Below are 25773 nucleotides of genomic sequence, written 5' to 3'. Positions count from 1 at the left end.
CCAAAACACTCCGGGGCGGTGGGGTGGCGCGGGCGCTGGCCGGTCTACGGTAGAGGCATGCAGAACGATGATTCAGCGGTTCCGGAGGGCGACGCAGACGTTGCGAACGCAGGGTCGCGCGAGGCTTCCGAAGAGGGCCGTCCCACTCTTGGCGATGTCATGCTCGCCATTGAGGAGCTATGGCCGGAGTCGTTGGCCGAGGGATGGGACGCCGTGGGGCTGGTGGCCGGACGGCCCGAAAAAACCGTGAAACGGATAGTCTTCGCCGTCGATCCCACGCTCGAGGTGGTCAGCGACGCCGTTTCCCGCGGGACGGACCTGCTCATCACGCACCACCCGTTGCTGCTCAAGCCCGTCAACGGAATCGGGGCGACATCCGCCAAGGGCGAGGCCGTGCACCAGCTGATCGAGGCCGGTTGCGCCCTGGTCACAGTCCACACCAACGGCGATGCTGCCGTGGGCGGGGTTTCCGACGTACTGGCCGACATCGTGGGTCTGACGAATGTCGAGCCGCTCTCGCCGTCGTCGACCGGCCTCCCGGAAGAGGGAATCGGGCGGGTGGGCTACCTGGCCAAGCCGTTGACGCTGGGCGACTTTGCTGCGCGCGTGTTCGGTGCGCTGCCCGCGGTTGCGGGCGGCGTGCGGGTGGCGGGGGACCGCCTGGGGCTGGTGCGGAAGGTCGCGGTATGTGGTGGCGCGGGCGACAGTTTGTTCGACAGCGTTCGCGAGTCCGGTGCGGACGTCTACGTGACGGCGGACCTGCGCCACCATCCGGCATCCGAGGCGCGCGAGTCGGCGGTGGAGGGCCGGCCGTACCTCATCGACGTCTCGCATTTCGCCAGCGAATGGTTGTGGCTGCCGGCGGCGGCGGAGGCACTGGGCAACGTGCTGGGGGACCAGGACTACGCCGTCGACATAGCTGTCAGCGGGATCAACACCGACCCTTGGGATTTCATCCTGACGCCGGGTGGCTGACTGCCACACTAGGCTGGGGTATCAGCGCATCGTCGGGCGGTTGTCCGACGCCAAACTTCGGAGGCATCCATGGCCAAGGCCCCGCAAAGCCAACAGCACAAGCTGTTGGAACTCCAGTCCCATGATTCGAAGCTCACCAAGATCCACCGGCGCGCGGCCGAGTTGAAGACCGATCCTGCCGTGGCGGCGGCACTCGCCGACCGGCGCGATGCTGACGCTGCGCGGGAGGCCGTGGCCGCCGAACTCGAGGACGCCAAGCGCGCGCTGGCGGCGTCCGAACACGAGGTCGAACGCGTCCAGTCGAAGATCGAGAAGGACCGACAGCGCATCGAAAGCGGCAAGGGAACCGCCCGGGACATGATGGCCCTGCAGCACGAGATCGAAACCCTCCTGCCGCGCAAGGCCCACCTCGAGGACATCGAACTGGAATTGATGGAGGCCCTAGAAGCGGTTGCCGACCGTCACTCGGAAGCGTCCGCCGCGGCAGTCCGGGCGGCGGACGTCCTCGCCGGGGCCGAGGGCGTCCGCGACGCCGAACTGGCTTCGCTTGCGAGCGAGCGCGAGGACATCGCGTCTCGGCGCTCAGAGCTGGCCGCATCGATCGACCCCGGTCTCCTGGCCGTTTACGAAAAACGGTTGGCACAGCACGGGGTGGGGGCGGCGCGTCTCTACCACGGCACATCGGAGGGATCGGGCATGCGATTGGCCGCGGGGGACCTCGCCGAGATCAAGGCCGCGGCCGAGGACGACGTCGTCTTCTGCCCAGACTCCGGATGCATACTGGTGCGCTCCGACGAGTGGAACTCGGCGGCCTAAGCGGGCGCCGCCGTCGCGGTGTAGTGCGGGCGACCTTCGGCTACGCGTGGTCCTCCGGCAAAACGATGTTGAGCTGGTGCGGCTTTCGGTCGGTTCCGGGCACCAGATCGGCCTCCCACTTTTCGCGCGTCGCGTCCAGAAGCGCGGAGGGCGTCGCCGGGGTCCTCCCGGGTCGTGTCAGCAGGTGGCCCGCCAGTGCGCCGCGGGTGTGCTTGGCGAAGTGTGAAACGACCTTGAGCTGACCCTTCCGGCGCTGGTACACGTTGACCGCGACGGCATGGATGGGATCCGGGCGCCACGCTGCTGCGTAGGTGCTGGAACGGCAGTCGACCACGAGCCGGCCCGCTGCCCGGGGTGCAAGGTGCGCGTCCAGACGTGGCCGCCACCAGGCGGCGAGACGTCCGGTCTCCGGCAGCGATACGGACATCGAGAGCCGGTACGCCGGGATCCGGTCCGCGAATCCCACGGCTCCCCACAATGCGGAGACCACGACGACGGATTCGTCCGCCCTGCGTCGCTGCGCTGGCTTCATGCTCGCGTAGCCAAGCGCCTCGTACAGCACGCCTGTGTAGACGGTGTGCGCGGGAACTGCCGGTTGCGTCCTCAGCTGGCGGTTGCGGGCAACGTCGGCCGCCAGGGATGTCCCCACGCCGAGAAGCTCATGCGCGTCCGCCCGGGCCGACGCCGAGGCCAAGGCATCCAGTACGTGTTCGCGGTCCGCGGCGAGACCGGGAAAGCTCAGATCCTCCAACTCGAACGGTTCGCCGGAGTCGGCGGCGTGTTTGCCTTCGGACGGGGGGAGGAGGATCAGCACGCCCCGTAGCCTATCCGGCACATGTCTCCTCCGGCGAAAGTGCCGGCGCGGGCGCGGGCGCGTGCGTGGCGTGGCCGTCCCGGGTGGCCGGTAGAGTGTCATGCGGATGGGTCGGCTGGACGGTCGCGTGTCGCTTCGGCGGCCCGAGGAACGTCCGGGCTCCACGGAACAGGGTGGTGGGTAACGCCCACTCGGGGTAACCCGCAGGCCAGTGCCACAGAAAAGAAACCGCCCGCTTCGGCGGGTAAGGGTGAAACGGCGGTGTAAGAGACCACCAGCGGTCCGGGTGACCGGGCCGGCTAGGTAAACCCCACCCGGAGCAAGGTCAGACAGGTTGCGCCACGAGGGCTGTTCGCCCCAGTAACCGGGTAGACCGCTCGAGGCCAACGGCAACGTTGGCCCTAGATGGATGACCGTCACCGGTTCCCGGGTAACCGGCTACCGGAACAAAACCCGGCGTACAGGCCGGCCCATCCACACATCGCCTGCGTCGTCGAGTCGCCCCGGGCGCATTTGCCGCCGCCGGGGGCGCTCGTCCGCGGCGATGTTCCCCGCCGAACACCCTCGTTGGAGGCGTTCCTGCCCGGCACATACGCGCATTGCAGTAGGGCGGCGTAACGGCATGGCCGCATCGCGCATCGACTGACGCGTGCCATGATTATTCGATGTTTCGTTTAAAAAGACGTGTCGCAGAACTCGAGTCGACTGTTGAGGAGCTCCGTCGTGAACTGGCCGCAGTCCGGAAGCCGCGTTCATACCGCCCGACTCCCGGCGTCAAAACCGGCCGGGGGGCGCGCATACACCCCACTTGCGAGCTCGTTGCCAGCGGCGGTCGCGACATCGTCGTTGGCGAGCGCACGCTGATACGCAGGAACGCTGAGATGGTGGGTCCGATCACGATCGGCGCGGGATGCTCCTTCAACCGCGATGCCTATGTGCGTGCGAACGTGACAATAGGCAACAACGTCAACATCGGTGCCTTCGCGCGGATCATCTCGGATAGCCACCAGCTCAGCACTGCGGAACGTCGCGCGGGCGTCGTGACTTTCCCCGGTATTGTCATCGGAAACGGCGTCTTCATCGGAGCGAGTGTGACGATTCTGGGCGGAGTCACCATAGGCGACGGTGCCGTGGTCGCGGCCGGCTCCCTCGTTAACAAGGACGTACCCGCCAACACCGTGGTCGGCGGGGTGCCGGCCCGGCCTCTACGCACGCTGGTGGATTAGACGAGGTCCCCGCGCCTCCTGTGAGTGAGGTCACCCGCGGCCACGCGGAGGGGAGCCTTGGAGCGCCTAGAATGGGAGGCGGGGTCCTGCCCCAGGGGAAAGATCCTGATACCCCGACCAACCGTATCTGCAATGGTGCTTTCACGGTGCCAACCGGCCAGTGGATCCAGGCCGGCTGAATTGGAAGGACAACAAGTGACCCAGCAGTCTGTCGCCGCCCTGAATGAATGGAGCGGACGCGAAGAACTCGCCGAGGCCATGATTCCGCTCATCGGGCGTCTGTACCGCAAGAACAACGTGGTGACGTCGATCTACGGACGAAAGCTCATCAACAAGTCGGCCATCGACATCCTCAAGGCCCACCGCGTGGCCCGCCACATCGACGGTGCCGAACTGCCCCTGGAGGACACGTTTCCCCTGCTCGCCGCCTTGGACAGCCTCGACCTCGGTGCCGTGTCCGTTGACGTCGCACGGCTGGCCCGCAAGTTCAAGAACGAAACGGACGGCGCGACGCTCAAGGACTTCCTGCTCGCCGAATTTGGCGCAAAGGTCGGCGCCGCCGGCGCGACCGACGCGGAGCCGGTCGACGTCGTTCTCTACGGATTCGGCCGCATCGGCCGTCTGCTTGCCCGCATCCTGATCGAACGCGGCGGCTACGGATTGCGCCTGCGCGCCGTCGTGGTCCGCAGCGGTGGGGAGAACGACCTCGTCAAGCGAGCGTCGCTGTTGCGCCGCGACTCGGTGCACGGCCCGTTCGAGGGATCCATCACGGTGGACCACGAGAACAACACCATCCTCGCCAACGGGACGCTCATCCAGGTCATCTACTCGAACGACCCGTCGACGATCGACTACACGGAACACGGCATCAACAACGCGATCGTCGTGGACAACACCGGCCGCTGGCGGGACCGCGAGGGGCTGTCCCAGCACCTCAAGTCCAAGGGTGTCTCCCGGGTGCTCCTGACGGCCCCCGGCAAGGGCGACCTGAAGAACATCGTGCACGGCATCAACCACAAGGACATCACCGCGGACGACGCCATCGTCTCGGCCGCGTCCTGCACCACCAACGCGATCACTCCGGTCCTCAAGGCCCTGAACGACGAGTACGGCGTCGCCCACGGCCACGTCGAGACGGTCCACTCGTTCACCAACGACCAGAACCTGATCGACAACTTCCACAAGGGCGACCGCCGCGGACGCTCCGCCGCGCTCAACATGGTGATCACCGAAACGGGCGCCGCCAAGGCCGTCTCGAAGGCGCTTCCGGAGTTCGAGGGCAAGCTGACGGGCAACGCCATCCGCGTCCCCACCCCGGACGTCTCCATGGCCATCCTCAACCTGAACCTGGAAAAGGAGACCACCAAGGCGGAGCTCAACGCCTACCTCCGCCAGACGTCGTTGACGTCCGAGCTGCACAAGCAGATCGACTACATCGACTCGCCGGAGGTCGTGTCCACCGACTTCATCGGCTCCCGGCGCGCCGGCATCGTTGACGGACTGGCCACGATCGCCACCGGCAAGAACGCCGTCGTCTACGTCTGGTATGACAACGAGTTCGGCTACTCGTGCCAGGTGGTTCGCGTGATCGAGGAACTCGCCGGCACGCACCCGCTGGCCGTTCCCGCCGTTGCGGCGGCCGACCAGGAAACCGTCACGGCCTAATCCGGCCCACGCGCGAAAGCGGGCCCGCCGGAGACGTCCTCCGGCGGGCCCGCCGTGTGTTGCAGCGCGTTGCTAGTGCCCGAACGGATCGGGGTCTACGCCGGGCATCCAGCTCTTGCCGGGGACGCCCCACTCCAGCTGCTTCTTGGCTTTCTTCCAGCGTCTGGCCCACTTGTCGTTGAGGCGATCGACGTAGAGGTAGCCGTCCAGATGGTCGTATTCGTGCTGGACGACGCGGGCGAACCAGTCGGTCGCCTCGAAGTCCACGGCCCCGCCGTCGGCGTCGAATCCCTGCACCCTGGCGTACTGTGCACGCTTGAGCGGAAAGGCGAGACCGGGCGCCGACAGGCACCCCTCGGAGTCGTCGTCCGGGTCCGGCTGGGCGCCGGACACCTTCGTCAGCGTGATTCGCGGATTAACCACGACGCCACGGGGTGGGACACCGTCGTCGTTCACGAACTCGTAGGTGAAGATCCGTAGGCCGACGCCGATCTGCGGCGCGGCGAGGCCGACGCCGTTGGCGGCGTCCATGGTGTCGTACATGTCCGCGACGAGTTCACGAAGCTCCGCGTCGAATGCGGTGACCTCCGTGGCGCGGCGATGGAGCGCTTCGTCCCCGTAGACGACGATCGGACGGACGGACATCTGCTGCCTCCCTGTGACATGGAAAAACCGCCCCGGACGGATCCGGGGCGGCTTGTTGGGGTGAGTAACGGGGCTTGAACCCGCGACCTTCTGGACCACAACCAGACGCTCTGCCAACTGAGCTATACCCACCATTGCGCCTCGCGACGCCGTGCCGTGGGACCGATTCCGAAGAACCTGCCTTGCGGGCAACGGATACTAGTTTACACACTTTCGGGGGCTTCGGCGCCACTTCGCACCGGGTGTGGCGCACGCCACGCGAACGTCCGGAAGGCTAGTCGCCGCGGGTTCCCACGATGCGGCGGGAGATCTCCTGCGCCGTCTTGCTGTCCGGGCCGGGAGCGGGCACCATCACGGCCTCGCGGTAGTACCTCAGCTCCTCGATGGAATCCCGGATGTCGCCCAGCGCGCGGTGTCCGCCGGTCTTCGGCGGAGCTTGGAAATAGGCCCGGGCATACCAGCGGCGGGCCAGCTCCTTGATCGTGGAGACGTCGATGACGCGGTAGTGGAGGTGGTCGATGACGCCCGGCATGTCACGGACCAGGAAGTTGCGGTCCGTACCCACCGAGTTGCCGGCCAGCGGGGCCTTGCCCGGCTCGGGCACCCACGCGCGGATGTATTCGAGGACCTGCTCCGTGGCGGTCTCGAGATCGACGCCGTGTTCCAGGACCTCCAGCAGCCCGCTATCGGTATGCATGCCGCGAACGAAGTCGCCCATCTGCTCGAGCGCTCCGGGCTCCGGGCGGATGACGACGTCCACGCCCTCGCCCAGGATGTTCAGTTCGGGGTCCGTGACCAGGACGGCTACTTCTATGAGGGCGTCGGCCTGGAGGCTCAACCCCGTCATCTCGCAGTCGATCCAGACGATGTTTTCAGCGGTAATAGGCACCCCGTCAATCTACCGGAAAGGAGGACCGCGGGGTTCCCTACCCTTGTTCGCGCCCCACGGTTCGCCCCGCCGTGCCGCTCAGGAGCCACAAGGCCAGGAACACGACGGCGCTGGTAACGGCCGCTGCTGCGGCCCCTGCGGCGGGAAGCCCCAATGCGGGTGATGCCGCCCCGAGCAGCACGGAGACGAAGAGGCCCCAGCCCAAGAGGCCCGTTTGCCGCGGGGCCGCCGGCGCGGGTGCGGAGCGTTGCCCACTGCTTGCGTGCCGTCCCATGATCCGTCCCCCGATGTTCCGCGTGCCGTGTTGGCCCGTTTCTCTGGCAACCAGCCTAGGCGCGGGAGCGGCCAACGCGCGGGTATGCCGCGCCGCAGCGCGTCGCGGACCCGTGCCGACGCGCGGTGTGGCCCCGGTGCTAATATCGGGGGAGGTTTTTTACGGGTCTCCCATGCCCCGTGCGCCCGGCCGTCTCAGAGGCCAACGGGGGCGCCGGCGGCCTGCGGACCAACAATCTAGGGAAAAGGGCCGCAGCGAATGAAGGTCGCCGAGTCCGGCATGGGGGCCGGCCGCACGTTCGGCACCGGCTCGGCAACGCTGGTCCAGGGACTGGTCGGATCGCTCCTGGTGCTTGTGGGATCCTTCGGGGTCGGCTGGCTGGCCTCCGTGTCCCCGCTCAACCGCAACGGATTGCTGATCGCGGTGCGGACCGAACAATGGGGGGTCGTCGCCTCCACGGTGGTTTTGACGGTCGGCTGTTGGGTCATGTTCCGCGCCTGGCTCCGGTTGGGTCAGGTTCTGGCGGGCTGGCCCGACGGGTCCCTGGCCACGGTCCGGTGGGCGTGTCTCCTCTGGGGAACGCCGCTGCTGCTGTGCCTTCCGATCTTCAGCCGGGACGTGTTTGCCTACATCGGACAGGGGCGGCTGGTTTCCGCGGGGCAGGACCCCTATCAGGACGGCATTTCCACGCTGTCCAACTGGTTCCAGTTGGGTGCGGACGTCACCTGGGCGGAATCGGAGACGCCCTACGGGCCATTGTTCCTGAGCATTGAACACCTGGTGAACCAAGCCGTGGGGTCATCGCCGGACCTGTCGGTGTTCCTCTACCGGCTGGTGGCTTTCGCCGGCGTGGTGGTCTGTGCCGCCTACATCCCCAAGCTGGCCTCGCTGCATGGCGTGTCCGGTGCCAAGGCTTTGTGGATCACCGTGTCCAACCCGTTGTTCCTCATCTCGTTCATCGCGAGCGCCCACAACGACGGGCTGATGATCGGGCTCGCCGTCGCGGGCACGTACTACGCTGCGACCGGTCGGGGGATACTCGGCGTTGTGCTGGTCACGGCGTCCATCGGGATCAAACCGATCACCTTGGTGCTGCTTCCCTTCATTGGGCTCCTGTGGGCCGGACCGGGCTCCGGATGGGGCCGGCGCATCGCCTATTGGTGCTATACCGCCGGTCTTTGCCTGGGGATCATGGCCGTGATCGGTTGGGTCAACGGCTACGGGTTCGGTTGGCTCGCCGTCATGCTCGGCACCGGATCGGGAAGCGTCTTCTTCGCGCCCTTGGGGATCCTGTCAACGTTCTTCCAAGGGGCTTTCGGGGCGCTGGGGATGGAGACCGGTTGGGTCCTGCCGACACTCAAGACCGTAGGCAGGCTGGCCTCTGTTGCCGTTGCCTTGATCCTGGTGTTCAAGGGCAGCCACAGCCACCTGGTGCAGCGGCTGGCCCTGGCGTTCTCCGCGATCGTGGTCCTCTCGCCGATTATCCAGCCCTGGTACATCCTTTGGCTCCTTCCCTTCTTCGCGGCCACCGGCATCCGCGACGACTGGCAGATCGTCTGGGTCTACTTCACCGTCGCCTTCTTCGTGGCCTTCGGAGCGGCGGACCAGATCTTCATCTGGCAATTCCTCGGGGTCCTTGATCCGTGGGTCAAACACCTTTCCACCGCCATCTCTTGGCTGGCCATGGCATATCTGGCGTTCGTGGACCCGCGCACGAAACACTTGTTCCGCGGGTTCTGGACATCCATCCGGCCGCCCAAGGCCGCCGCCTAGATGGCGTCCGAAACGCCGTCCGCCGGTGGGGCGACCCGGAGCCTGCGGGCGAGCGCAACCGCGTCGCTTCAGGGTCTACGCCAACGCCTGGGGCAGTTGCCGGTATTGCGCCGCCTCGCCGGTGGCAGCGAGCTGGACACCGGCGTCGCACTGGCCCAGGGACTGTTGGCCTCGCTCATGATCCTGATCGGGTCCTGGGGGGTCGGTTGGCTCGCGACGACGCAACAGTCGGTGTTCGCGCGCACCACGTTCCTGAATCCGCTGCGGGTCGAGTCCGCCGGGGTGGTCACTTGCACCGTCCTGTTGGCCCTGGGCTCGATGCTCCTCTGCCGCGCCTGGCTCCGCCTGGGGCAGCGCGGCGGTCCGCACGGCAGCGCATCCCTGGCCGCGGTGCGCAACGCCGTGCTCCTGTGGACTGCCCCGCTGATGCTGGCGTTTCCGGTTTTCAGCCGCGACGTTTACTCGTACCTGGGGCAGGGGAGGCTCATGCACTCGGGGCTGAGCCCCTACGAGAACTGGATCTCCCAACTTCCCGGATGGTTCGCCCAGGGGTCTGACAGCCTATGGGCCGAGTCGGCTTCCCCCTACGGCCCGCTGTTCCTGATGGCCGCCCGCGGCGTTTACTACGTCACCGGAGGAGTGCCGGAGGCGGGCGTCGTCATCTTCCGCCTGTTCGCCGTCGGCGGCGTCTTGTTGTGCCTGTATGCGCTGCCCCGGCTGGCCCGTCACCTCGGCTCGGATGCCACCTGGGCGCTATGGATCACGATCGCCAACCCGCTGTTCCTGTTGAACATGGTGGCGGGGGTCCACAACGACGCCGTCATGGTGGGAGGGCTGCTCTACGGCTTCCTTCTGGTGTACCGCGGCCATCGGTTCGGCGGCGTCCTGGCGGTGGGAATCGCCATCAGCATCAAGCCCATCGTGGTGTTCGCGCTGCCGTTCCTCGGCCTCGCCATGCTCGGACGCGATGCGACGCTGCGGATGAAACTCGGTGCATGGCTTTACACGGCCGCCGTGGCCGGTGCGGCGACGACCTTCTTCGGATGGGCATCGGGCCTGTGGTTCGGCTGGATCAAGGCGGCGGCCACCGCCGGTTCCGCGGCGTTCCCCTACGCCCCGGTGGGGTTGTTGGGACTCGGCATCGGATGGGTGTCGACTCTCGTGGGGGGAGACCTCGACACGACCGCCAATGCCGTCTACGCCCTCTTCAAGATCCTGATGGTGGCGTTCATCGCCTGGCTGGCCGTTTGCCGCACCACGGGCCCCCCCGTCCTGCACTGTGCCTATGCCCTGACCGCCGCGGTGGTGCTGGCCCCGATCATCCAACCGTGGTACCTGTTGTGGCTGGTTCCGCTCTTCGCGGCCAGCCGCGTGTACGACGGCGGGTGGGTGCGTTTCTGGTACCTGCTGTCCATGGTGCTGGTCCTGGTGGGCGTCGTCGACCAGGTCAGCGTTGCCCAGTGGATCAACCTGACATTGGTTCGTATCCTCGCCGCCGCCGTGGGACTGTGCTACCTCGCCTACATCGTTTTCATCGACCCGAAGACGTCATCGCTCTTCCTTCGCAACAACACCCCCCGTAGAGACGGAGTTACCTCGCCGTGACCGGACCGCTGAAAACGCTCCTCCAAGCCAGACGGGCCAATCGCACCGTTGTGGTGCTCCTGCTCGCCGCCACGGCCATCGGCGCCGTCCTCGCGGTCCTCAGCAAGCAGTGGTGCCGCGCCAACGGCTGGGGCGGGGCCGAGCAGCACATCCACATGTGCTACTCCGACTTCGCGCAGCTCTTCGGCACGCGCGGACTGGCAGACAAGCTGTTCCCCTTCTACACGGGCCTGCCGGCCGAGCAGGCCATGGAATATCCGGCCCTCTTGGCCGTCATCGCCGGCGTGGCCGCCATGCTGGTCCCCGGCACGGGGTTCACAGAGGAACGCCAGCTCGCCTACTTCGACCTCAACTCCCTGGGATCGTTTCTTTGCTGGGCCGTGATCGTCGTAGCCGTTGCCTACGCCGCGCGCAACCGAAGCCGTGATGCCCTGATGGTGGCGATCGCACCGGGCATCATCCTCACCAGCACGCTGAACTGGGATCTTTGGGCGGTGATGTTCGCGACGCTGGCCCTCTTGGCGTTCTCCCGCAACAAGGTGGTGCTGGCCGGCCTGCTGTTGGGCCTCGGGACGGCGGCGAAGCTGTACCCGCTCTTCCTCTTCGGAGCCATCCTCGTGCTTTGCTGGCGCACGGGACGCATGGGGGAGTTCTGGAAGTCACTGGCAGTGGCCGTCGCCGCGTGGCTCGCGGTCAACGTGCCCTTCATGCTCACCGCCTTCGACGAGTGGTCCCGGTTCTACACCTTCTCCTCGGAACGCGAGATCAGCTTCTCCTCCATGTGGCTGGCCTTCACCTGGACAGGTCTCGACGGCGAAGGCTTTTCCCTGCTGTCCAATGGGCTTTTCGCCGTGGCCTGCCTGGGCATCGCGTACCTCGGTCTTAGCTCCGTGCGGCGTCCACGCATGGCCCAGCTGGCCTTCCTGATCGTCGCGGCCTTCCTCCTGCTCAACAAGGTGTATTCGCCGCAGTTCGTCATGTGGCTCATCCCGCTGTACGTCTTGTCGCGCCCGCGCTGGAGGGAATTCCTCGTGTGGCAAGCGGTCGAGGCGTTTCACTGGGCGGCCGTCTGGCTCATGAGTGCCAAGATCGTTTCCGGCGGCGACTTCGGCTCCGGCGGGCCCCTCATCGAGATGCTCTACGGCGCGGGGATCGCCGCGCACATGGGGATGGTGGTCTACATCGGGGTCCGGATCATCGGCGACATCCGGCGTCCCGACGACGATCTGGTGCGCGCTGGCGGCGACGACGATCCGCTGGCCGGGCCCCTGGAGGGCTTGCCGGACGCGTTCGTGCTCCCCGCGCCATCCCGGATTCGCCGTCAGTCGTAGGGCAGGTACCCGGCGCAGACCGGAGAAACGGGTTTGTCCCGGGTCAGCACCCAGATTCCGTGGTCGTCTTCCGTGACCACGCGGAACCCGAGGTCCGCGGCGCGGTCGAGTGCCTCCCGCGGCGTGAGCGGTTCCCAACCTCCGAGCTCCTCGGCGTTGAAGTCGATGATCATCCAGGTTGACAGGTCGTCGCCGATGTCGCCGTGCAGGCCGACATACGTCCGGTCCACCAGGTGGGGTACGGCGGTGTCGGCCGCCTCGACGCAGACGCCGTTGGGGATGAGGTCCACCGCCCGCTGATGGGCTTGCGCAACCGCGGGCGTGGACCAGTTCTGGCCGGTCAGCGTGCGCCCGAGCGGAAACACCGCGTGGATGAAGAGCGTGCACACCAGCGACAGTGCCAACAGGAACGCCGGACCCCGGACCCGAAGCGATGTCCATCCCCTTCGGTCGATAACCTTCGCCAACACGTGGACTGCCGCCATCAGGAAGATGGGCGCGAGGATCGCATCGTATTGGTACACGGGTGCCCACGTGTTCAGCCTGTCGTTGAACAACCGGCTCAGGAGGATCGGCGCGCCGAGAATCACGTAGGGCGAGAAGAACGGCAGGAGCGCGAGAGGCACGAAGCTCATGAGCCACAACAGGACCTTGAGCTCGTGGTCGAACAAGAGGATGAGCGTCTTGATCGGATGGGCCAGCATGAACGCGATCGCCGCGCCGGCCGTGGGTCCCAAGGCCGTGTACTGCCAGTAGGACATGGCCTCCGGCGGAGCGAACAGGGGGATCAGGACCGACGTCGTGACCACGTAACCCGCCACGCCGACGACGGCGAGGAGAATCGCTTTGCCCCACTGCCGATGGAAGGCGAGGACCACACCGACCGCGGCCACCGTGATGCCCATGTCCTCCCGGATAAGCAGCATGGGCAGCGCAAGTCCGACGACGAGCCAATAGCGCCGCCGATCAAAGGCCCAAATCACCCAGGCCATCAGCGGGACGCCAAAAGCGACCTCGTGGAAGTCCCAGTTGACCATGGCTTGGAAGGGCCACCAGACCAACAGCGCGCAGGACGTCAAGAGCCCACCCACGTGGCCCAGGTGCCTGCGCGCGAAGAGGTAGACGGGCACTGCCGTGGACACCAGCAGCACGATCATGGCCACGTTGAGCATCCGGGGATCGGGCCACACCCAGTACAGCGGCGCCAGAAGGGCAAGAACCGGATGGAAGTGGTCGCCCAAAAGATTGAAGTCCACGCCCTTGACGGGAACGATCGGCGGACGGAACAGGGCATATTGCCGCACGGCCTGATCGAAGATGCCGAGGTCGTAGCCCTTGGCCTCGAAGTTGCGGAACCTGAGCAGGGAATGCGTCAGGTACAGCAGAAAAGCAACCGCCATGGCGGAGCCGAGCTGGAGCTTGTGGGCGCGCGCGATCGGTCGGTCGGGTAGGTCCACGGGCATGGCTTCGATTCTAGCCGCGCGGCTGCTCAGTCCGGGCACGACCCCGCGCGGCTAGCGGACCGGGGCGATGCCGGTTCGCGCCATGGCGTCGGCGTAGGCCGCCTGCATCTGATCCAGGTGGGCCTGCTGGCGCTCGGCCGATCCGGCGAATGCGCGGCCGTCCAGGGATTTGACCTTGTACGTCTTGAATCCGCGGCGCCACAGCAGCGGGTTCTGAGTCTTCAGGAGCTGGTCGGCGAGGCGGTGGGCCTCTGTGCCGTGTGCCACGAGGGCCGAGGCGCGCGGAGCGGCCTTGAGCAACCGCAGCAGCGGCTTGAGGCCCGAGGTGATCTGGTTGGGCTCGAACTTGCCGTTCGGCTCGTCGCCGACATGCCACGGCGAAACGTTCCACGGCATGAGGTACTGCGGGCGAAGTCCCAGCTGCCACTGCAGGCCCAGCATGCGGGTTCCGGCGTCCTCGTCGCCCGGGGTGATGAAGCCGGACGGGTCGGCGGAACCCGTATTGGAGAAGAGCGTGATGATCTTGGCCTGGTCGACGTCGTGCATCGGATCCACGTAGCAAACTGAAGAGGCGGGCCGCAGGGCGGCTGTCTCGTCAAGCAGACGGTTGACGGGAGCGATTTGCTCCTCGTAGCGGCGGTCCCACAACTGGTCGCGCGACGTTTCCGGGGCAAGGGCTGTCATAAAGGCGAGGCTCTCCTGATTTTTTACTGCGGTATCCGCGGACGTCGATTCCGCTGATGGATGGGTGACCGATTCAAGTCGGCCACGCCGCGGGGACGCCGAGCAGGCGAACCCGGTCCGGAACCACTGCCTGATCGATCTCTTCCATCTTACCAAGCGTTGGTAACCTTCGGTTCAGATTGGGTTTACCAAACCGCGGTGATACTTCCCACGTCCCCGCGGATGCGGGAGAGTGGGAGCATGCGGCGCTTCAGAAACCGCTCCGACGCGGGCAGGGAGTTGGCCACGGCGCTGTCCCGGCGCGGATTACTGAACCTGGATACGGGCGGCGACGGCACCAGCCCGCGGTCCGTCGTCGTGTTCGGTCTGGCGCGCGGCGGGGTTCCAGTGGCCGCCGAAGTGTCCCGGGCGGCGGGGGTCCCCGTGCGCGCATTGGTGGTCCGCAAGGTCTCCGCTCCGGGTTTCGAGGAGTACGCGCTGGGGGCCGTCGCGGCATTCGCCGGCGAGGTGGCGGTGGTGCGCAACGCCGGGCAGGACGAAGGACCGGAGTTCGACGAGGCCGTGGCCCGCCAGCTACCCGAACTCCAACGCCGCGAGTTGCTCTTCGGGACCGGGGGCTCGGCGCCGGACCTGACGGACCGCACGGCCGTCCTCGTCGACGACGGACTGGCCACCGGGGCAACGATGCTGGCCGCGGTGCAGGCCGTTCGCTCCGTCGGTCCGGCCGCGGTCGTGGTCGCCGTCCCGGTGGCGCTGGGGCGGACGCGCGCCCAAGTCGAAGCGGTTGCCGACGATGTCCTCGCGCTCCAAGAGCCCGCGGGCATGCGGTCCGTGGGAGCGGCCTACGACGACTTCACGCAAACGTCCGAGGGGGACGTCCTGACGCTGTTGGGTCTTACCGGCGGGAGCCGGCGCGACACGTAGGTGTTGTTGCTAGTGTTGCCGGAGGTAATCCGGCTTAATGCGACCCGAGGGGATATCTGGGCCTTGGCTACACCATGGGAGCGATTGGACGAGCGGCTGCGCGCGGGGGTCGAGGCCAGCGCCGCGGAGTACGAGCGCGTGCGGCCGTTGTTGGAGCGGGTCACGGACGACGCCCGCGGAAGGATCCAGGCGATCTTCGCCGAGACGGACGTGCAGCCGCTTTTCATTACGGCCCGAACCAAGTCGGTGGCATCGTTCCGCGACAAGGCGTCCCGCACCCTCGAACCATCCGAGGCGGACGACGTGCCGAGCCTCGAGTTCCCGAATCCGCTCCGCGACCTCCACGATCTGGTGGGGGTGCGCGTCATCGTCAGCCTCCCACACGAGGTCCGCGAGGCGGCGAACCACATCAAGCGGCGCCGCAACGAGTTCGATTGCCGCGCGGACCGGGAGAAGGACATCGGCTCCGTCGAGTCGGGCACGTACGGCTACTCGAGTCGCCACTTGATTCTGCGCACGCGTCAGAACGAGGTGGTCAAGGGTTACCAGGCGTCGCTGGGCGAGAACGTGCGCACCACCGGAAACTTCATGTTCGAGGTGCAGATCCGGACTATCCTGGCACACGCCTGGAGCGAGATCGAGCACGACATCCGCTTCAAGAACGTGGACCACCGCGCATGGAGCCCGTATCTGGACAGGCAGTTCACTGCCACGGCCGCAATGCTCGAGGCCGTTGAATCGACGTTCTCGGAACTCCATGACCGCTACCGTGCGGTCACCGGATACTGGGACGAGGACGGTGACGGTTCCATGCCATTGGAACCCGAGCGAATCCGCGAGGTGTGGCAGACCCTCTTGCCGCACGTGGACCGCAAGACCGACGACGACTGGGGGTGGGCGGCCGAGCTGCTCGCCGCGCACGGGCTGACCACCACGACGCAGTTGGCCGGCCTGCTGGACGCCGAGGCCATCACGCGCGTCCGCCGCGCGCTGGATCACCGGTATTCGCCGGGTCCCGACCGCCTCTTGGACGATGTTCTGCTCTGGCGCTTCGGCGAACGCCACATCGAACTCACCGCCGGTGGGGACCGCCAGCGCAAGGAAAGCCTGGCCCGGCGGCTGCGGCAGATGCAGGCCTTCCGCGGGGACGGCTAGCGCGCGTCCGGCCTCCCGGGGCGCGGACGCCTACGGGAGGAAACTGAGCGCGAGCGTGCCGTCCGGAAGTGGTTCGACCGCTACGGAAGCCAGCGAGGCGACGACGACGCCCGCGTCCAGTTCCGCCGCGGGGTATGTGCCCTCGATGGCGAGCGTCCACGCACCGGACGCGTTTCCCGCGGCCACCCCGGCCGGGGCGTCCTCCATCACCAGGCATGCTGCCGGATCGGCGTCCAGCGCGCGGGCAGCCGCCAGGTAGCCCTCGGGAGCCGGCTTGCCGGCGCCGACGTCGTCCGCAGTCACCATCACCGGCGGTGCCGCGATGCCGACCGCCCGCATCCGGGTGGCCGCCAGCTCCCGCGTGCACGACGTGACGATCCCCCAGCCTCCCGCTGGCAGGCTGTCCAAGAGGTCGCGGACGCCCTCTTTGATATGGATCCCCTCGGTTTCCGCGACCTCCAGTTCCACGATCAGCCTGAGTGCCTCTTCCCTGCGCGCCGGCTCGACGTGCCGGGCGACCACATCGCGGGCGGGCACGCCGTGGGGATGCTGGCCGTATTCACCGAGTCCCAGCCTGCCGGCCCACTCTCTCCAGCACTTTTCCGTGGCTTCCGTGGAATCGATCAAGGTCCCATCGAGGTCGAAGAGGATGGCGTCCAGGGCGAGCGGCCCATGCGCGGGCCACATGCGCGGGCGGGCAGCGGGTGTGTTGTTCGAACTCATCGGACCAGCGTAGCCGCGGACGCGCCTCCCGACCCGTACGGCGGGCCGGGCGCGTAGCATGTCTCCATGCCGACCAACCCAGCGCCCGCGCCCCTGATCCAGCTCACCAACGGTGCCACCATGCCGGCCATCGGCCTCGGCACCTACCCGATGGACGACGCCGAGGCGGGCGCCGCCGTCGTGCACGCGGTGGAGGCCGGCTACCGCCTGATCGACACCGCCGAGAACTACCACAACGAGGAGGGCGTGGGCCAGGGCGTCGCCCGCGCGGGCATACCGCGCGCCGAACTCTTCGTGACGACGAAATTCAACCGTGGATGGCACTCCATCGAGGGGGTCCGCACCACCTGGGATCACAGCGCGACCCGTCTTGGGCTGGACTACATCGATCTGCTGCTCATTCATTGGCCGAACCCGGGAGAGGGCCGTTACATCGAGGCCTGGAAGGGACTCGTGAAGCTGTTGCAGGCGGGAAAGGTGAAGGCCATCGGCACGTCGAACTTCACTCCCGCGCAGCTGCGGGAAATCATCGACGAGACCGGTGTCGTTCCGGACGTGAACCAGATCCAGCTCAGCCCCTGGTGGCCGAAGGTGGAGGAGCGGGCCTTCCACGCCGAACACGGCATCGTCACCGAGTCGTGGAGCCCGCTGGGCAAGGGGGGATTGTTGGAGTCGGAAGCGGTGGTTGCGGCGGCGGGAAAGCATGGTGTGACGCCCGCCCAGGCAGTCCTGAGGTGGCATGTGCAACTCGGACTGGTACCCATCCCCAAGACCACCGATCCCGCGCGGATGGCGGAGAACATCGACGTCTTCGGCTTCGAGCTCGGTCCCGCGGACATGGAGGCGATCGGCGCCCTGGCCGGAGATGGGCCGGACGCGGCGGACCCAATGGCCTTCGGCCACTGAGCCGACGCCCAGAGCGCCGTGGGGATCGCCGTTGGGGACGCGTTGAACGGATCGGGCCGGTGCGCCGAGAACCCCCAGGATTCTCCGCGCACCGGCCCGGCTGCGGGACGCCGGGCAACCGGCGGCCCTGGGTACGAAGCGGGCTAGGCGCTGACGGACGCCGCGTCGCGCACGTTTTCGAGCGCCTTCGTCCACGGCACCAGCTGGTCGAGCAACGGAGCGAGGGTTTCCGCCGACTGCTCGGTCGGCTTGAACTCGGAGAAGTTCTCGAAGTCGGTGAAGAGGCTGAACATGCCCGTCTTTTGGACGTGGGCGAGCTGGAGCTCGGACAGGATGCCGCGGAGGTGCTCTGCGGCGCGAACGCCCATGGCGGAGCCGTAGGAGACGATGCCGGCAGCCTTGTTGTTGAATTCGGCGTTCAGGTACGACAGCGCGTTGGCCAGGGCCGGGGCGACGCTGTGGTTGTACTCGGGGGTGATGAAAACGTATCCATCGAACTCCGCGATCTTCGCGGCCCAGGCCTGAGTGTGGGCGTTCTGGTAGTTCTGGTACGCGGCCGGGTAGGCCTCGTCGAGGAGCGGGAGGGAGAAATCGGCAATATCGACCAGCTCGAACTCGGCGTCGGTACGCAGCTGCGCCTGGGCGAGAACCCATTCGGCAACGCCGCTGTTGTTGCGGCCCGGACGGGTGCTGCCGGTGATGATGGCGATCTTCGTCATATGCGTCTCCTAGGTTCTGGGTGGGCGGAATCATTCCGCCTTCAGTTGATTCTTCAACTTTAGGCGCCGACCCCGCATGTGTCAAGCGAACCGGGCATACTGTGGTTCACAGCCCAGGCAACCAAATGGAGGACCCATGAAGACGATCATCATCGGAGCGCACGGCAAGGTCGCGCTGTTGCTGTCGCGGGAACTCGCCGCACGTGGGGAGGTTGTCACGGGCGTCGTGCGGAATGCCGGGCACGTGGCAGAAGTCGAAGCCACGGGTGCCACCGCGATCGTTTTTGACGTGGAACACGCACCAACCGAAGCCATCGCAGATGCACTGGCGGGGCACGACGCCGTCGTTTGGTCCGCGGGCGCCGGCGGCGGCAATCCGGAACGGACGTACGCGGTGGATCGCGACGCGGCCGTCCGGACCGTCAACGCCGCCGAATCCGCCGGTGTGCGGCGGTTCGTGATGGTCTCTTTCGCGCACGCGGACGTCGGCCAGTTGGTGCCTCTGGACGATCCGTTCTACCCCTACCAGACGGCGAAAATCGCCGCGGACGACCATCTGCGCGCGTCCGCACTGGACTGGACCATCCTGGGCGCTGGGCGGCTCACCGACTCGCCGGCATCCGGGAACGTCGGTACCGCCGAGCCCGAGCGCGGCGCGCCATCGGATACTTCGCGTGCCAACGTCGCGCGCGTGGCCGCCGAGGTTTTAGCCAACGAGTCGACCTTCGGGCGCACGCTCAATTTCGTCGACGGCGACGTTCCGATTCTTGATTGGCTGACGCGTCCCGCTTAGCCTCGATCCACCGATCGGCTGGGGCGCTGATTTGTTTCGTCGCTGGTCGGCGTTTTTGCTTTCGGGCAGGACTTATCGTCGGGCCTTCCGCCGGGGGTGTTCCACTGTGTTCCTGGTCGGTCCTTTCTCAGGCTGATGGGCGGGTTTCCTACGCTGCGGCAGGTGGCGCGTGGATGGTGGTGCTCAATGCCTCAAATACTCAAAGAAGGCGTGCATCATGGGCAGGACGGTCTTGCCAAGCGCATTTTCAACCGCCGTGCCCTCGAGGTTCATCACGATGTCGTTCACGCTGAACGAAAAGCCAAACACCTCGAGTCCGACCGCGGTCAGGGTGGGGGACTCGCCGACACCGGCTGCGAACCCGAGCCCAACCGTGGATCCTGCCATGGCGAGCATCGCCCTGAGCAAGGCCTTCCGTTCGCCCAGGCGCGACAGGATCGTGGGCGCCAGCGCGAGGCCGAAGACCGAGCCGGCAGAGAGCCCGAACAGTAGTAGGCCGATAGTCGACGTCGAAAGGCCCATGCCGTCGCGAACGGCGGGTATTCGCGAAACCCAGGTGGCGAATCCAGACCGGACAGGGCGAAGACCGCGAAAACCGCGTTGCGCCAAGCCCGCGTCCCCACGGATCGTGCGCTCAGGGTGATTCGCACGGAGTACCTCCTGACGGCAGCGTGTATGGATGGGTTGCTTGCGGACGGATCCTGGACATGCGGAGCCTAGAGCCTTTGGAGGAGTTCCTTCCACACGGCGCGCCAGTGCGCCACGGCGACGGACGAGTCCAGCTTGGTGTGGTTGATGCCCAGTGGCGACTTGCCGTTCCCGATGGCACGGACATCCAGGCTGACGCGGCTTCCGTCTGCAAGGGGAACCCGCCAGTATCGCCACTTTTCCGTGGAGCTCGCTGTCGGTGGCCGCACCATCGGGACACCCCCGAATTCGGTGAGGCCAACCACCAAGGACCGCCACGCGGCGTTGGCTTCGTCCAGGGTTCGCGGATAGGTCTTGGAGACTCCCCACTTGGAAATCGCCATTGCAGCCCTGTCCGGGCTCACGCCTGGCGATCTCCTGCTCGTACGCTACGGCGACGCCCTGCGCCCACCATCCAGCGTTGCCTTCGCGACCCTCCAGGAGGCGGTGGGCGCTGGCTGCGAGTTCCGCGTGGTCAGTTCCCTTCCGCCCCACGCTTCCAGGTGCTCCACCCAAGCGGCCACTCGATCCCCGTGCCGTGTTCGATGGCCGCGGTATTGGTTGGCTTCGTCATAAAACCATCCTATGTACGGTTTGGCCGGGTCGACAGCACAAGGGGTCGACCCGGCCCAAGTGCCCCCGGCGCGACTCGAACGCGCGACCGGCAGATTAGAAGGCTGCTGCTCTATCCAGCTGAGCTACGGAGGCGTGCGCCGCCATGGCGCGCATCCATTCTAAGCATGGGGCGGGGGCAGCTGCCGACGCCACACTCCCTCCACCGGTGCGGCCGTGGGACGGGTTTCATCCGTTTGTCCACAAATCCCGGGGCCGGTCTGCGGAATATCCCTCGCCTTGCCAAGAATTGGGGGGAAGGCGGCACCGCCTTCGCAGCTCGTCAACGATGGAGGACACGATGAAGGAACGCATAACCGTGAGCGGATTCGTCGCCACGGAACCCGAACAGACAGTGGCCAACGAGAGGATGATGGTCTCGACTTTCCGGATCGGTACCACGGAGCGGATCCGCGATTGGGAGAGTGGCGCGTGGCGGGACGGCCACACCAACTGGTTCACCGTCAAGGCATTTCGCGATTTGGCGCGGAACGTCCTCGCCTGTGTCCATCAGGGGGAGCCCGTCGTCGTGACGGGCAATCTGAAGGTCAAGAAATGGAGACGCGAGGACGGCACCAACTTCACGTTCGTCGAGCTGGAGGCCGACGCTATCGGCCACGACCTCGCGTGGGGAACCACCAAGCTGATCCGAACCCGATTCCCTCGGCAGCAGGCGCCGGACGACGGTCCCACCACGGACGAGCCGACCGACGGCGCCGGCGGCGAGTTGCTCGATCCGGAGACGGGAGAACTCGTCTCCGCGGGACCCGGGTCCCCATCGACCGTCGAATCGGACGAGACGTGGAAGGGCGGGGACGACCCGGTAACCGAGGAGGAGGGGCAGGCGGCCTGAAGTGCGTCCCGACCCGGCCGTGGCCGGGCCGCGCGAATCCCGCGGTCCGGCGGCGTGCGGTCGCCGCAGTCATCCCGTTGGAGTTCGGTGGGCGTCCGTGTACCCGCGGATGTGGGGAATGGCGCCCCACCGACTAGCCTTGATTGCATGGCGGAATTCATTTACACGATGACCAAGGCCCGCAAGGCCGTAGGCGACAAGGTCATCCTCGACGACGTAAGCATGTCCTTCTACCCGGGCGCCAAGATCGGTGTGGTCGGGCCGAACGGCGCGGGTAAGTCGACGATCCTCAAGATCATGGCCGGGTTGGACACCCCGTCGAACGGTGAGGCTCGGCTCAGCCCCGGATACACGGTGGGCATCCTGTTGCAGGAGCCACCGCTGAACGAGGACAAGACGGTCCTGGGCAACGTCCAGGAGGGTGTGGGGGAAATCTACGAAAAGATCACCCGCTTCAACCAGATCTCCGAGGAGATGTCCAGCCCGGACGCCGATTTCGACGCCCTGCTCGAGGAGATGGGCAAGCTACAGGAGGCCATCGACGCCGCCGACGCCTGGGACATCGACTCCCAGCTCGAACAGGCCATGGATGCCTTGCGCTGTCCGCCGGGCGACTCGGACGTGACCGTGCTCTCGGGCGGTGAGCGCCGCCGAGTCGCGTTGTGCAAGCTCCTGCTCCAGAAGCCTGACCTCCTGCTCCTCGACGAGCCGACCAACCACCTCGACGCCGAGTCGGTCCTCTGGCTCGAGCAGCACCTCACCGCGTACCCCGGTGCCGTCTTGGCCGTGACCCACGACCGGTACTTCCTGGACCACGTCGCGCAGTGGATCGCCGAGGTCGACCGCGGTCGCTTGATCCCCTATGAGGGCAACTACTCCACCTACCTGGAAAAGAAGCGCGAGCGCCTCGAAGTCCAAGGCAAGAAGGACCAGAAACTGGCCAAGCGCCTCTCCGAGGAGCTCGATTGGGTTCGCTCCAACTCCAAGGGGCGCCAGACCAAGTCAAAGGCACGTCTGTCCCGCTACGAGGAAATGGCCGCGGAAGCCGAGCGCACGCGCAAGCTCGACTTCGAGGAGATCCAGATACCGCCGGGACCGCGCCTGGGCAGCCAGGTCATCGAGGCCAACAAGATCCGGAAGGGCTACGGGGACCGTGTCCTGATCGAGGACCTTTCCTTCTCGCTGCCCCGCAACGGCATCGTCGGGGTCATCGGCCCCAACGGCGTCGGAAAGTCGACCCTCTTCAAGACGATCGTGGGAATGGAGGACCTCGACGATGGATCGCTGAAGGTCGGCGACACCGTCAAGATCTCCTATGTCGACCAGAGCCGCGGCGGTATCGACCCGAACAAGAGCCTCTGGGAGGTCGTGTCGGAGGGGAACGACTTCATCCAGGTCGGCCAGGTCGAAATGCCTTCCCGCGCCTACGTCTCGGCCTTCGGTTTCAAGGGCCCGGACCAGCAGAAGAAGGCGGGGGTTCTCTCCGGTGGCGAGCGCAACCGCCTGAACCTGGCGTTGACACTCAAGGAGGGCGGCAACCTGCTGCTCCTCGATGAGCCCACCAACGACCTGGACGTCGAGACGCTGTCCAGCCTGGAGAACGCGTTGTTGGAGTTCCCCGGCTGTGCCGTCGTGGTCTCGCACGACCGCTGGTTCCTGGACCGGGTAGCGACGCACATCCTGTCGTATGAGGGCACCGACGAAGACCCTGCGAACTGGTACTGGTTCGAGGGCAACTTCGAAGCCTATGAGGAGAACAAGATCGAGCGGCTCGGACCGGACGCAGCCAAGCCGCACCGTGTCACGCACCGCCGCCTCACGCGCGACTAGTCCTGGCCCGGCAGGGCGAGAAGCGGGAGCCGGCGGGACGTCCTCACGGACGGACCGCCGGCTCCCGTCGTTTGCGCCGCGGACCGGGCTCAGGCGTTCGGCGGCACCCGCACCATCCCTTCTTGTGCCACCGTTGCCACCAGCTGTCCCGAGCGGTCGTAGAACCGTCCCTCGCACAGCCCTCGGGCGCCCGAGGCACTGGGGCTCTCCTGCACGTAAAGCAGCCACTCGTCGACACGAACCGGCCGGTGCCACCACATCGCGTGGTCGAGGCTGGCGACGCTCATGCCTGGCGTGACCCATGGCAGCCCGTGACGCCGAAGCACCGACTCAAGCAGCGTGTAGTCGCTGCCGTAAGCGAGGGCTGCTCGATGGAGGGCTTGGTCGTCGGGCATGGCTCCGAACGTCTTCATCCAGACCGCGTTGGTTGGTGTTCGCTGTTCGCGGCCCTGCGGCGCCTCGATGTAGAGCGGGGCGTCCACGTAACGGATGTCAAAGGGTCGGTTGAACGCCCAATCACGCGCCACGGGATGGTCGAAGTGCCTGAGCAGGTCGGCGGTCGTGGGAAGGCTGTCCGGATCCGGCATGCCCTCGGGCATGGCGGACTGGTGCTCGAGGCCGTCGGACGGTTCCTGGAACGAGGCGATCATGGACAGTATGGGCTGGCCGTCCTGGTAGGCGTGGACGCGCCGCGCCGAGAACGAGCGTCCGTCGCGCAGCCGCTGAACGCCGAAGGTGATCGGCTTGAGCGCGTCGCCCGGACGCAGAAAATACCCGTGCATCGAATGGATGGGCCGCCCAGCGTCAACCGTGCGGCTGGCTGCCACCACCGATTGTCCCAGGACCTGCCCGCCGAACACGCGTTGCCGGGGTTGATCGGGCGACCTGCCGATGAAGATGTCCTCGTCGGTGCGAGCCTCGGGGTCACCCGCCAGATCAAGCAAGTCCGTCAGTATGGCGGTGATGTCGCGATCCGGCACGATTACTCCTCGGTAGGCAGGCTGTTCGCTCGACAGTATCCGCGCCACGGCATGCGCATCAACCGCAACGCGGGCCATGGGTGTGCCAACGGGGTGCCGCTAATGAAAGCATGGGGGAATGCATACCGACTCGCTGACGCTTGCGGACCACGAATCAGTGGCCGACCTCCACACGTTCCTTTCCCGTGCTCGAACGCTCGGGGACGCGGAGGCCCGACTCCAGGCGACAGGAGATGCCTTGGCGGTCTACGTGCCCGTCTTGCACCCGGACAGCCTGGGCAGTGCGGTTCCAACCATCCTTGGTCTGCGCATCGCCCGACTGGAGGGACACCGCGCGGACGGGGTCGATGCCGTGTACAAACTCGGCGCACTAACGGACCGCCTGGCCCGCATGGCCGGTGGCTCGGTGGAGCTTCAGCTGCCGCCCGCCGAGGCGCAGGCGGCGTGGGCGGGCGTGGCGCCACCACGCCAGGGATGGGTGAAGACCGAGCAATACGACGACGACGCGTTGCGTGCCGTAGCCAGCGAGGGCATGGGGGCGGTCGCCGCGGCGGTGCCGGACAACTCCGGTCTGCCGGTCGTCGCCACAGTGCGCAGCAGGATCTGGTCCAGCCCTTCGAACTTCGGCGACCTTCCCGCTGGTGCCGCGTTCGCCGCCGAACTGCTGGGATTCCTGCGGCCCGCGGGAAGCAGCCTCCTGTTTTCGAACGGCCGGTGGCGGCGCCTGAGCAGCGCGGGCGGACACGTCCTCGTGCGCGTGGCGGCGCAATTGGACTGACGCAAAACGGGCTACGCCCGGCAGCGCGTCAGTGCTTTCGCCACCTAGTCCGGGGTGTTCTGCAGCGAATGCGCGGCGCGGTCGAAGTAGTCCCACAGCGTGGCCTCCTGCAGCGGGGGCAGCTCAAGGGAGTCCAAGGCGGCCCTCATGTGGCGCAGCCAGGTGTCGCGGGCCTTCGAATCGACCGCGTAGGGCATGTGGCGCATCCGCAATCGAGGGTGGCCACGTCGTTCGCTGTAGGTGGTGGGTCCTCCCCAGTACTGCTCCAGGAAGAGCTGCAGCCTGACGGCGGCCGGACCCAAGTCCTCTTCCGGGTACATCGCACGGAATTCGGGATCGGCCGCGACGCCCGCATAGAACCGTTCGGTCAGCTTCCGGAATGTCCCCGAACCGCCGACCTGCGCATAGAACGATCCGTCGTACTCGGGGCTCTGGCCCTCCTCGCCAGTGCTCGGGCCTGCCGGCGCGTCAGATGTCGCTGGTCCACGCGGAACCAGTCGGGCCTGGGCGATCGGACGGCCGAGGCCGCTCGAGGGAAACAAGGGCCCCGCGACGGGGGACTGCGGTCCGGGCTGGGGGGTGTTGTTCAAGGCTTCCTTCCCTGGGGTGGCGATGGATATGCCACCCATCCAGCGTACCGCGGTCCGCTTTCC

26 protein-coding genes, 2 tRNA genes and 1 other RNA gene are annotated in these 25773 nt (G+C 66.7%); 15 read left to right on the top strand and 14 right to left on the bottom strand.

Annotated features, from left to right (window positions below; all coding sequences use genetic code 11):
- The first annotated feature begins 57 nt into the window (after window positions 1-57).
- Window positions 58-975 (top strand): Nif3-like dinuclear metal center hexameric protein, encoded by a 918-nt coding sequence (locus AC0QSG_RS03715; protein ID WP_475376696.1) that lies wholly within the window; start codon window positions 58-60, stop codon window positions 973-975.
- Window positions 976-1044: 69 nt separating this feature from the next.
- Entirely contained in the window at window positions 1045-1791 is a 747-nt protein-coding gene (locus AC0QSG_RS03710; protein ID WP_475376695.1) for a zinc ribbon domain-containing protein, read from the top strand.
- A gap of 40 nt (window positions 1792-1831) precedes the next feature.
- Here AC0QSG_RS03710 and AC0QSG_RS03705 read toward each other — a convergent pair whose 3' ends face one another.
- Complete coding sequence (locus AC0QSG_RS03705) at window positions 1832-2605, bottom strand: YaaA family protein (protein ID WP_475376694.1); 774 nt, start codon at window positions 2603-2605, stop codon at window positions 1832-1834.
- Between the two features lie 107 nt (window positions 2606-2712).
- Here AC0QSG_RS03705 and rnpB point away from each other — a divergent pair.
- From rnpB to AC0QSG_RS03690, 3 genes are all read left to right on the top strand, one after another.
- An RNA gene (gene rnpB / locus AC0QSG_RS03700) (RNase P RNA component class A) lies at window positions 2713-3082 on the top strand.
- A 404-nt stretch (window positions 3083-3486) separates the two neighbouring features.
- Window positions 3487-3831 (top strand): acyltransferase, encoded by a 345-nt coding sequence (locus AC0QSG_RS03695; RefSeq protein WP_435726870.1) that lies wholly within the window; start codon window positions 3487-3489, stop codon window positions 3829-3831.
- Window positions 3832-4026: 195 nt separating this feature from the next.
- The gene (locus AC0QSG_RS03690; protein ID WP_475376693.1) at window positions 4027-5496 is read left to right on the top strand and encodes a glyceraldehyde-3-phosphate dehydrogenase; all 1470 of its coding nucleotides are present in this window, start codon (window positions 4027-4029) and stop codon (window positions 5494-5496) included.
- Between the two features lie 72 nt (window positions 5497-5568).
- On the opposite strand, the gene def is transcribed toward AC0QSG_RS03690, so the two are convergent.
- The 4 genes from def to AC0QSG_RS03670 form a co-directional block, all read right to left on the bottom strand.
- Complete coding sequence (def, locus tag AC0QSG_RS03685) at window positions 5569-6141, bottom strand: peptide deformylase (protein ID WP_475376692.1); 573 nt, start codon at window positions 6139-6141, stop codon at window positions 5569-5571.
- Between the two features lie 56 nt (window positions 6142-6197).
- A tRNA-His gene (locus AC0QSG_RS03680) sits at window positions 6198-6273 on the bottom strand.
- A gap of 142 nt (window positions 6274-6415) precedes the next feature.
- Window positions 6416-7030, bottom strand: a complete 615-nt coding sequence (gene orn / locus AC0QSG_RS03675; protein WP_475376691.1) for an oligoribonuclease — start codon at window positions 7028-7030, stop codon at window positions 6416-6418.
- Window positions 7031-7067: 37 nt separating this feature from the next.
- Window positions 7068-7304, bottom strand: coding sequence for a hypothetical protein (locus AC0QSG_RS03670; protein WP_475376690.1), 237 nt, complete (start codon window positions 7302-7304; stop codon window positions 7068-7070).
- 258 nt (window positions 7305-7562) lie between these two features.
- Here AC0QSG_RS03670 and mptB (AC0QSG_RS03665) point away from each other — a divergent pair, with 258 nt between their 5' ends.
- From mptB (AC0QSG_RS03665) to AC0QSG_RS03655, 3 genes are read left to right on the top strand one after another with little or no spacing between them, the layout of a single operon-like run.
- On the top strand, window positions 7563-9077 hold the full coding sequence (mptB, locus tag AC0QSG_RS03665) for a polyprenol phosphomannose-dependent alpha 1,6 mannosyltransferase MptB (RefSeq protein ID WP_475376689.1): 1515 nt from the start codon (window positions 7563-7565) through the stop codon (window positions 9075-9077).
- Window positions 9078-10682, top strand: coding sequence for a polyprenol phosphomannose-dependent alpha 1,6 mannosyltransferase MptB (gene mptB / locus AC0QSG_RS03660; RefSeq protein WP_475376688.1), 1605 nt, complete (start codon window positions 9078-9080; stop codon window positions 10680-10682).
- The gene (locus tag AC0QSG_RS03655) at window positions 10679-12013 is read left to right on the top strand and encodes a glycosyltransferase family 87 protein (RefSeq protein WP_475376687.1); all 1335 of its coding nucleotides are present in this window, start codon (window positions 10679-10681) and stop codon (window positions 12011-12013) included. Before mptB (AC0QSG_RS03660) ends, AC0QSG_RS03655 begins: the two co-directional genes overlap by 4 nt.
- Here AC0QSG_RS03655 and AC0QSG_RS03650 read toward each other — a convergent pair.
- Complete coding sequence (locus AC0QSG_RS03650) at window positions 12004-13476, bottom strand: DUF2079 domain-containing protein (protein WP_475376686.1); 1473 nt, start codon at window positions 13474-13476, stop codon at window positions 12004-12006. The two genes, AC0QSG_RS03655 and AC0QSG_RS03650, sit on opposite strands and share 10 nt — an antisense overlap.
- A gap of 51 nt (window positions 13477-13527) precedes the next feature.
- The gene (locus AC0QSG_RS03645) at window positions 13528-14160 is read right to left on the bottom strand and encodes a uracil-DNA glycosylase family protein (protein ID WP_435726886.1); all 633 of its coding nucleotides are present in this window, start codon (window positions 14158-14160) and stop codon (window positions 13528-13530) included.
- Window positions 14161-14400: 240 nt separating this feature from the next.
- Here AC0QSG_RS03645 and AC0QSG_RS03640 point away from each other — a divergent pair, with 240 nt between their 5' ends.
- The gene (locus tag AC0QSG_RS03640) at window positions 14401-15084 is read left to right on the top strand and encodes a phosphoribosyltransferase (protein ID WP_475376685.1); all 684 of its coding nucleotides are present in this window, start codon (window positions 14401-14403) and stop codon (window positions 15082-15084) included.
- Between the two features lie 63 nt (window positions 15085-15147).
- A complete protein-coding gene (locus AC0QSG_RS03635) occupies window positions 15148-16239 on the top strand; it encodes a GTP pyrophosphokinase (RefSeq protein WP_475376684.1) in 1092 nt (363 codons plus the stop codon).
- A 30-nt stretch (window positions 16240-16269) separates the two neighbouring features.
- Here the strand turns inward: AC0QSG_RS03635 and AC0QSG_RS03630 are convergent, their stop codons facing one another.
- Window positions 16270-16962 carry an HAD-IA family hydrolase gene (locus tag AC0QSG_RS03630; protein ID WP_475376683.1) on the bottom strand — a complete coding sequence of 231 codons (693 nt, stop codon included), beginning with the start codon at window positions 16960-16962 and terminating at the stop codon, window positions 16270-16272.
- A 66-nt stretch (window positions 16963-17028) separates the two neighbouring features.
- Between AC0QSG_RS03630 and AC0QSG_RS03625 the strand changes: the two genes are divergently transcribed.
- Window positions 17029-17868 (top strand): aldo/keto reductase, encoded by an 840-nt coding sequence (locus AC0QSG_RS03625; RefSeq protein ID WP_435726894.1) that lies wholly within the window; start codon window positions 17029-17031, stop codon window positions 17866-17868.
- A 143-nt stretch (window positions 17869-18011) separates the two neighbouring features.
- Here the strand turns inward: AC0QSG_RS03625 and AC0QSG_RS03620 are convergent, their stop codons facing one another.
- The gene (locus AC0QSG_RS03620; protein ID WP_435726896.1) at window positions 18012-18587 is read right to left on the bottom strand and encodes an NADPH-dependent FMN reductase; all 576 of its coding nucleotides are present in this window, start codon (window positions 18585-18587) and stop codon (window positions 18012-18014) included.
- Between the two features lie 136 nt (window positions 18588-18723).
- Between AC0QSG_RS03620 and AC0QSG_RS03615 the strand changes: the two genes are divergently transcribed.
- Window positions 18724-19380 carry an SDR family oxidoreductase gene (locus AC0QSG_RS03615; RefSeq protein WP_475376682.1) on the top strand — a complete coding sequence of 219 codons (657 nt, stop codon included), beginning with the start codon at window positions 18724-18726 and terminating at the stop codon, window positions 19378-19380.
- Window positions 19381-19563: 183 nt separating this feature from the next.
- Here AC0QSG_RS03615 and AC0QSG_RS03610 read toward each other — a convergent pair whose 3' ends face one another.
- The 3 genes from AC0QSG_RS03610 to AC0QSG_RS03600 all read right to left on the bottom strand — a co-directional run bounded on the left by AC0QSG_RS03610 (window position 19564) and on the right by AC0QSG_RS03600 (window position 20775).
- Complete coding sequence (locus AC0QSG_RS03610; protein ID WP_475376681.1) at window positions 19564-19902, bottom strand: hypothetical protein; 339 nt, start codon at window positions 19900-19902, stop codon at window positions 19564-19566.
- 194 nt (window positions 19903-20096) lie between these two features.
- Entirely contained in the window at window positions 20097-20411 is a 315-nt protein-coding gene (locus AC0QSG_RS03605) for a hypothetical protein (protein WP_475376680.1), read from the bottom strand.
- A gap of 290 nt (window positions 20412-20701) precedes the next feature.
- Window positions 20702-20775, bottom strand: a tRNA-Arg gene (locus AC0QSG_RS03600).
- 205 nt (window positions 20776-20980) lie between these two features.
- Between AC0QSG_RS03600 and AC0QSG_RS03595 the strand changes: the two genes are divergently transcribed.
- Window positions 20981-21532, top strand: coding sequence for a single-stranded DNA-binding protein (locus AC0QSG_RS03595; protein WP_475376679.1), 552 nt, complete (start codon window positions 20981-20983; stop codon window positions 21530-21532).
- Between the two features lie 147 nt (window positions 21533-21679).
- Window positions 21680-23362 carry an energy-dependent translational throttle protein EttA gene (ettA, locus tag AC0QSG_RS03590; protein ID WP_435726906.1) on the top strand — a complete coding sequence of 561 codons (1683 nt, stop codon included), beginning with the start codon at window positions 21680-21682 and terminating at the stop codon, window positions 23360-23362.
- An 89-nt stretch (window positions 23363-23451) separates the two neighbouring features.
- Here ettA and AC0QSG_RS03585 read toward each other — a convergent pair whose 3' ends face one another.
- On the bottom strand, window positions 23452-24342 hold the full coding sequence (locus AC0QSG_RS03585) for an acyl-CoA thioesterase (RefSeq protein WP_475376678.1): 891 nt from the start codon (window positions 24340-24342) through the stop codon (window positions 23452-23454).
- Between the two features lie 118 nt (window positions 24343-24460).
- Between AC0QSG_RS03585 and AC0QSG_RS03580 the strand changes: the two genes are divergently transcribed.
- Window positions 24461-25120, top strand: a complete 660-nt coding sequence (locus tag AC0QSG_RS03580) for a DUF8185 domain-containing protein (protein ID WP_435726910.1) — start codon at window positions 24461-24463, stop codon at window positions 25118-25120.
- A 44-nt stretch (window positions 25121-25164) separates the two neighbouring features.
- On the opposite strand, the gene AC0QSG_RS03575 is transcribed toward AC0QSG_RS03580, so the two are convergent.
- Window positions 25165-25491: a globin gene (locus AC0QSG_RS03575; RefSeq protein WP_475377265.1), complete on the bottom strand. Its 327-nt coding sequence runs from the start codon at window positions 25489-25491 to the stop codon at window positions 25165-25167.
- Between the last annotated feature and the right edge of the window lie 282 nt (window positions 25492-25773).

This window comes from Arthrobacter sp. LT660, from assembly GCF_056172845.1.
This window is presented reverse-complemented; position numbering and strand designations above follow the sequence as displayed.

Bases quoted from the DNA above. Each gene is read 5' to 3' on its own strand.
- AC0QSG_RS03715 (WP_475376696.1), top strand. From the start codon at position 58: ATGCAGAACGATGATTCAGCGGTTCCGGAGGGCGACGCAGACGTTGCG.
- AC0QSG_RS03710 (WP_475376695.1), top strand. From the start codon at position 1,045: ATGGCCAAGGCCCCGCAAAGCCAACAGCACAAGCTGTTGGAACTCCAG.
- AC0QSG_RS03695 (WP_435726870.1), top strand. From the start codon at position 3,487: ATGGTGGGTCCGATCACGATCGGCGCGGGATGCTCCTTCAACCGCGAT.
- def (WP_475376692.1), bottom strand. From the start codon at position 6,141: ATGTCCGTCCGTCCGATCGTCGTCTACGGGGACGAAGCGCTCCATCGC.
- AC0QSG_RS03670 (WP_475376690.1), bottom strand. From the start codon at position 7,304: ATGGGACGGCACGCAAGCAGTGGGCAACGCTCCGCACCCGCGCCGGCG.
- mptB (WP_475376689.1), top strand. From the start codon at position 7,563: ATGAAGGTCGCCGAGTCCGGCATGGGGGCCGGCCGCACGTTCGGCACC.
- mptB (WP_475376688.1), top strand. From the start codon at position 9,078: ATGGCGTCCGAAACGCCGTCCGCCGGTGGGGCGACCCGGAGCCTGCGG.
- AC0QSG_RS03650 (WP_475376686.1), bottom strand. From the start codon at position 13,476: ATGCCCGTGGACCTACCCGACCGACCGATCGCGCGCGCCCACAAGCTC.
- AC0QSG_RS03645 (WP_435726886.1), bottom strand. From the start codon at position 14,160: ATGACAGCCCTTGCCCCGGAAACGTCGCGCGACCAGTTGTGGGACCGC.
- AC0QSG_RS03640 (WP_475376685.1), top strand. From the start codon at position 14,401: ATGCGGCGCTTCAGAAACCGCTCCGACGCGGGCAGGGAGTTGGCCACG.
- AC0QSG_RS03630 (WP_475376683.1), bottom strand. From the start codon at position 16,962: ATGAGTTCGAACAACACACCCGCTGCCCGCCCGCGCATGTGGCCCGCG.
- AC0QSG_RS03625 (WP_435726894.1), top strand. From the start codon at position 17,029: ATGCCGACCAACCCAGCGCCCGCGCCCCTGATCCAGCTCACCAACGGT.
- AC0QSG_RS03620 (WP_435726896.1), bottom strand. From the start codon at position 18,587: ATGACGAAGATCGCCATCATCACCGGCAGCACCCGTCCGGGCCGCAAC.
- AC0QSG_RS03615 (WP_475376682.1), top strand. From the start codon at position 18,724: ATGAAGACGATCATCATCGGAGCGCACGGCAAGGTCGCGCTGTTGCTG.
- AC0QSG_RS03610 (WP_475376681.1), bottom strand. From the start codon at position 19,902: ATGGGCCTTTCGACGTCGACTATCGGCCTACTACTGTTCGGGCTCTCT.
- AC0QSG_RS03605 (WP_475376680.1), bottom strand. From the start codon at position 20,411: ATGGCGATTTCCAAGTGGGGAGTCTCCAAGACCTATCCGCGAACCCTG.
- AC0QSG_RS03595 (WP_475376679.1), top strand. From the start codon at position 20,981: ATGAAGGAACGCATAACCGTGAGCGGATTCGTCGCCACGGAACCCGAA.
- ettA (WP_435726906.1), top strand. From the start codon at position 21,680: ATGGCGGAATTCATTTACACGATGACCAAGGCCCGCAAGGCCGTAGGC.
- AC0QSG_RS03580 (WP_435726910.1), top strand. From the start codon at position 24,461: ATGCATACCGACTCGCTGACGCTTGCGGACCACGAATCAGTGGCCGAC.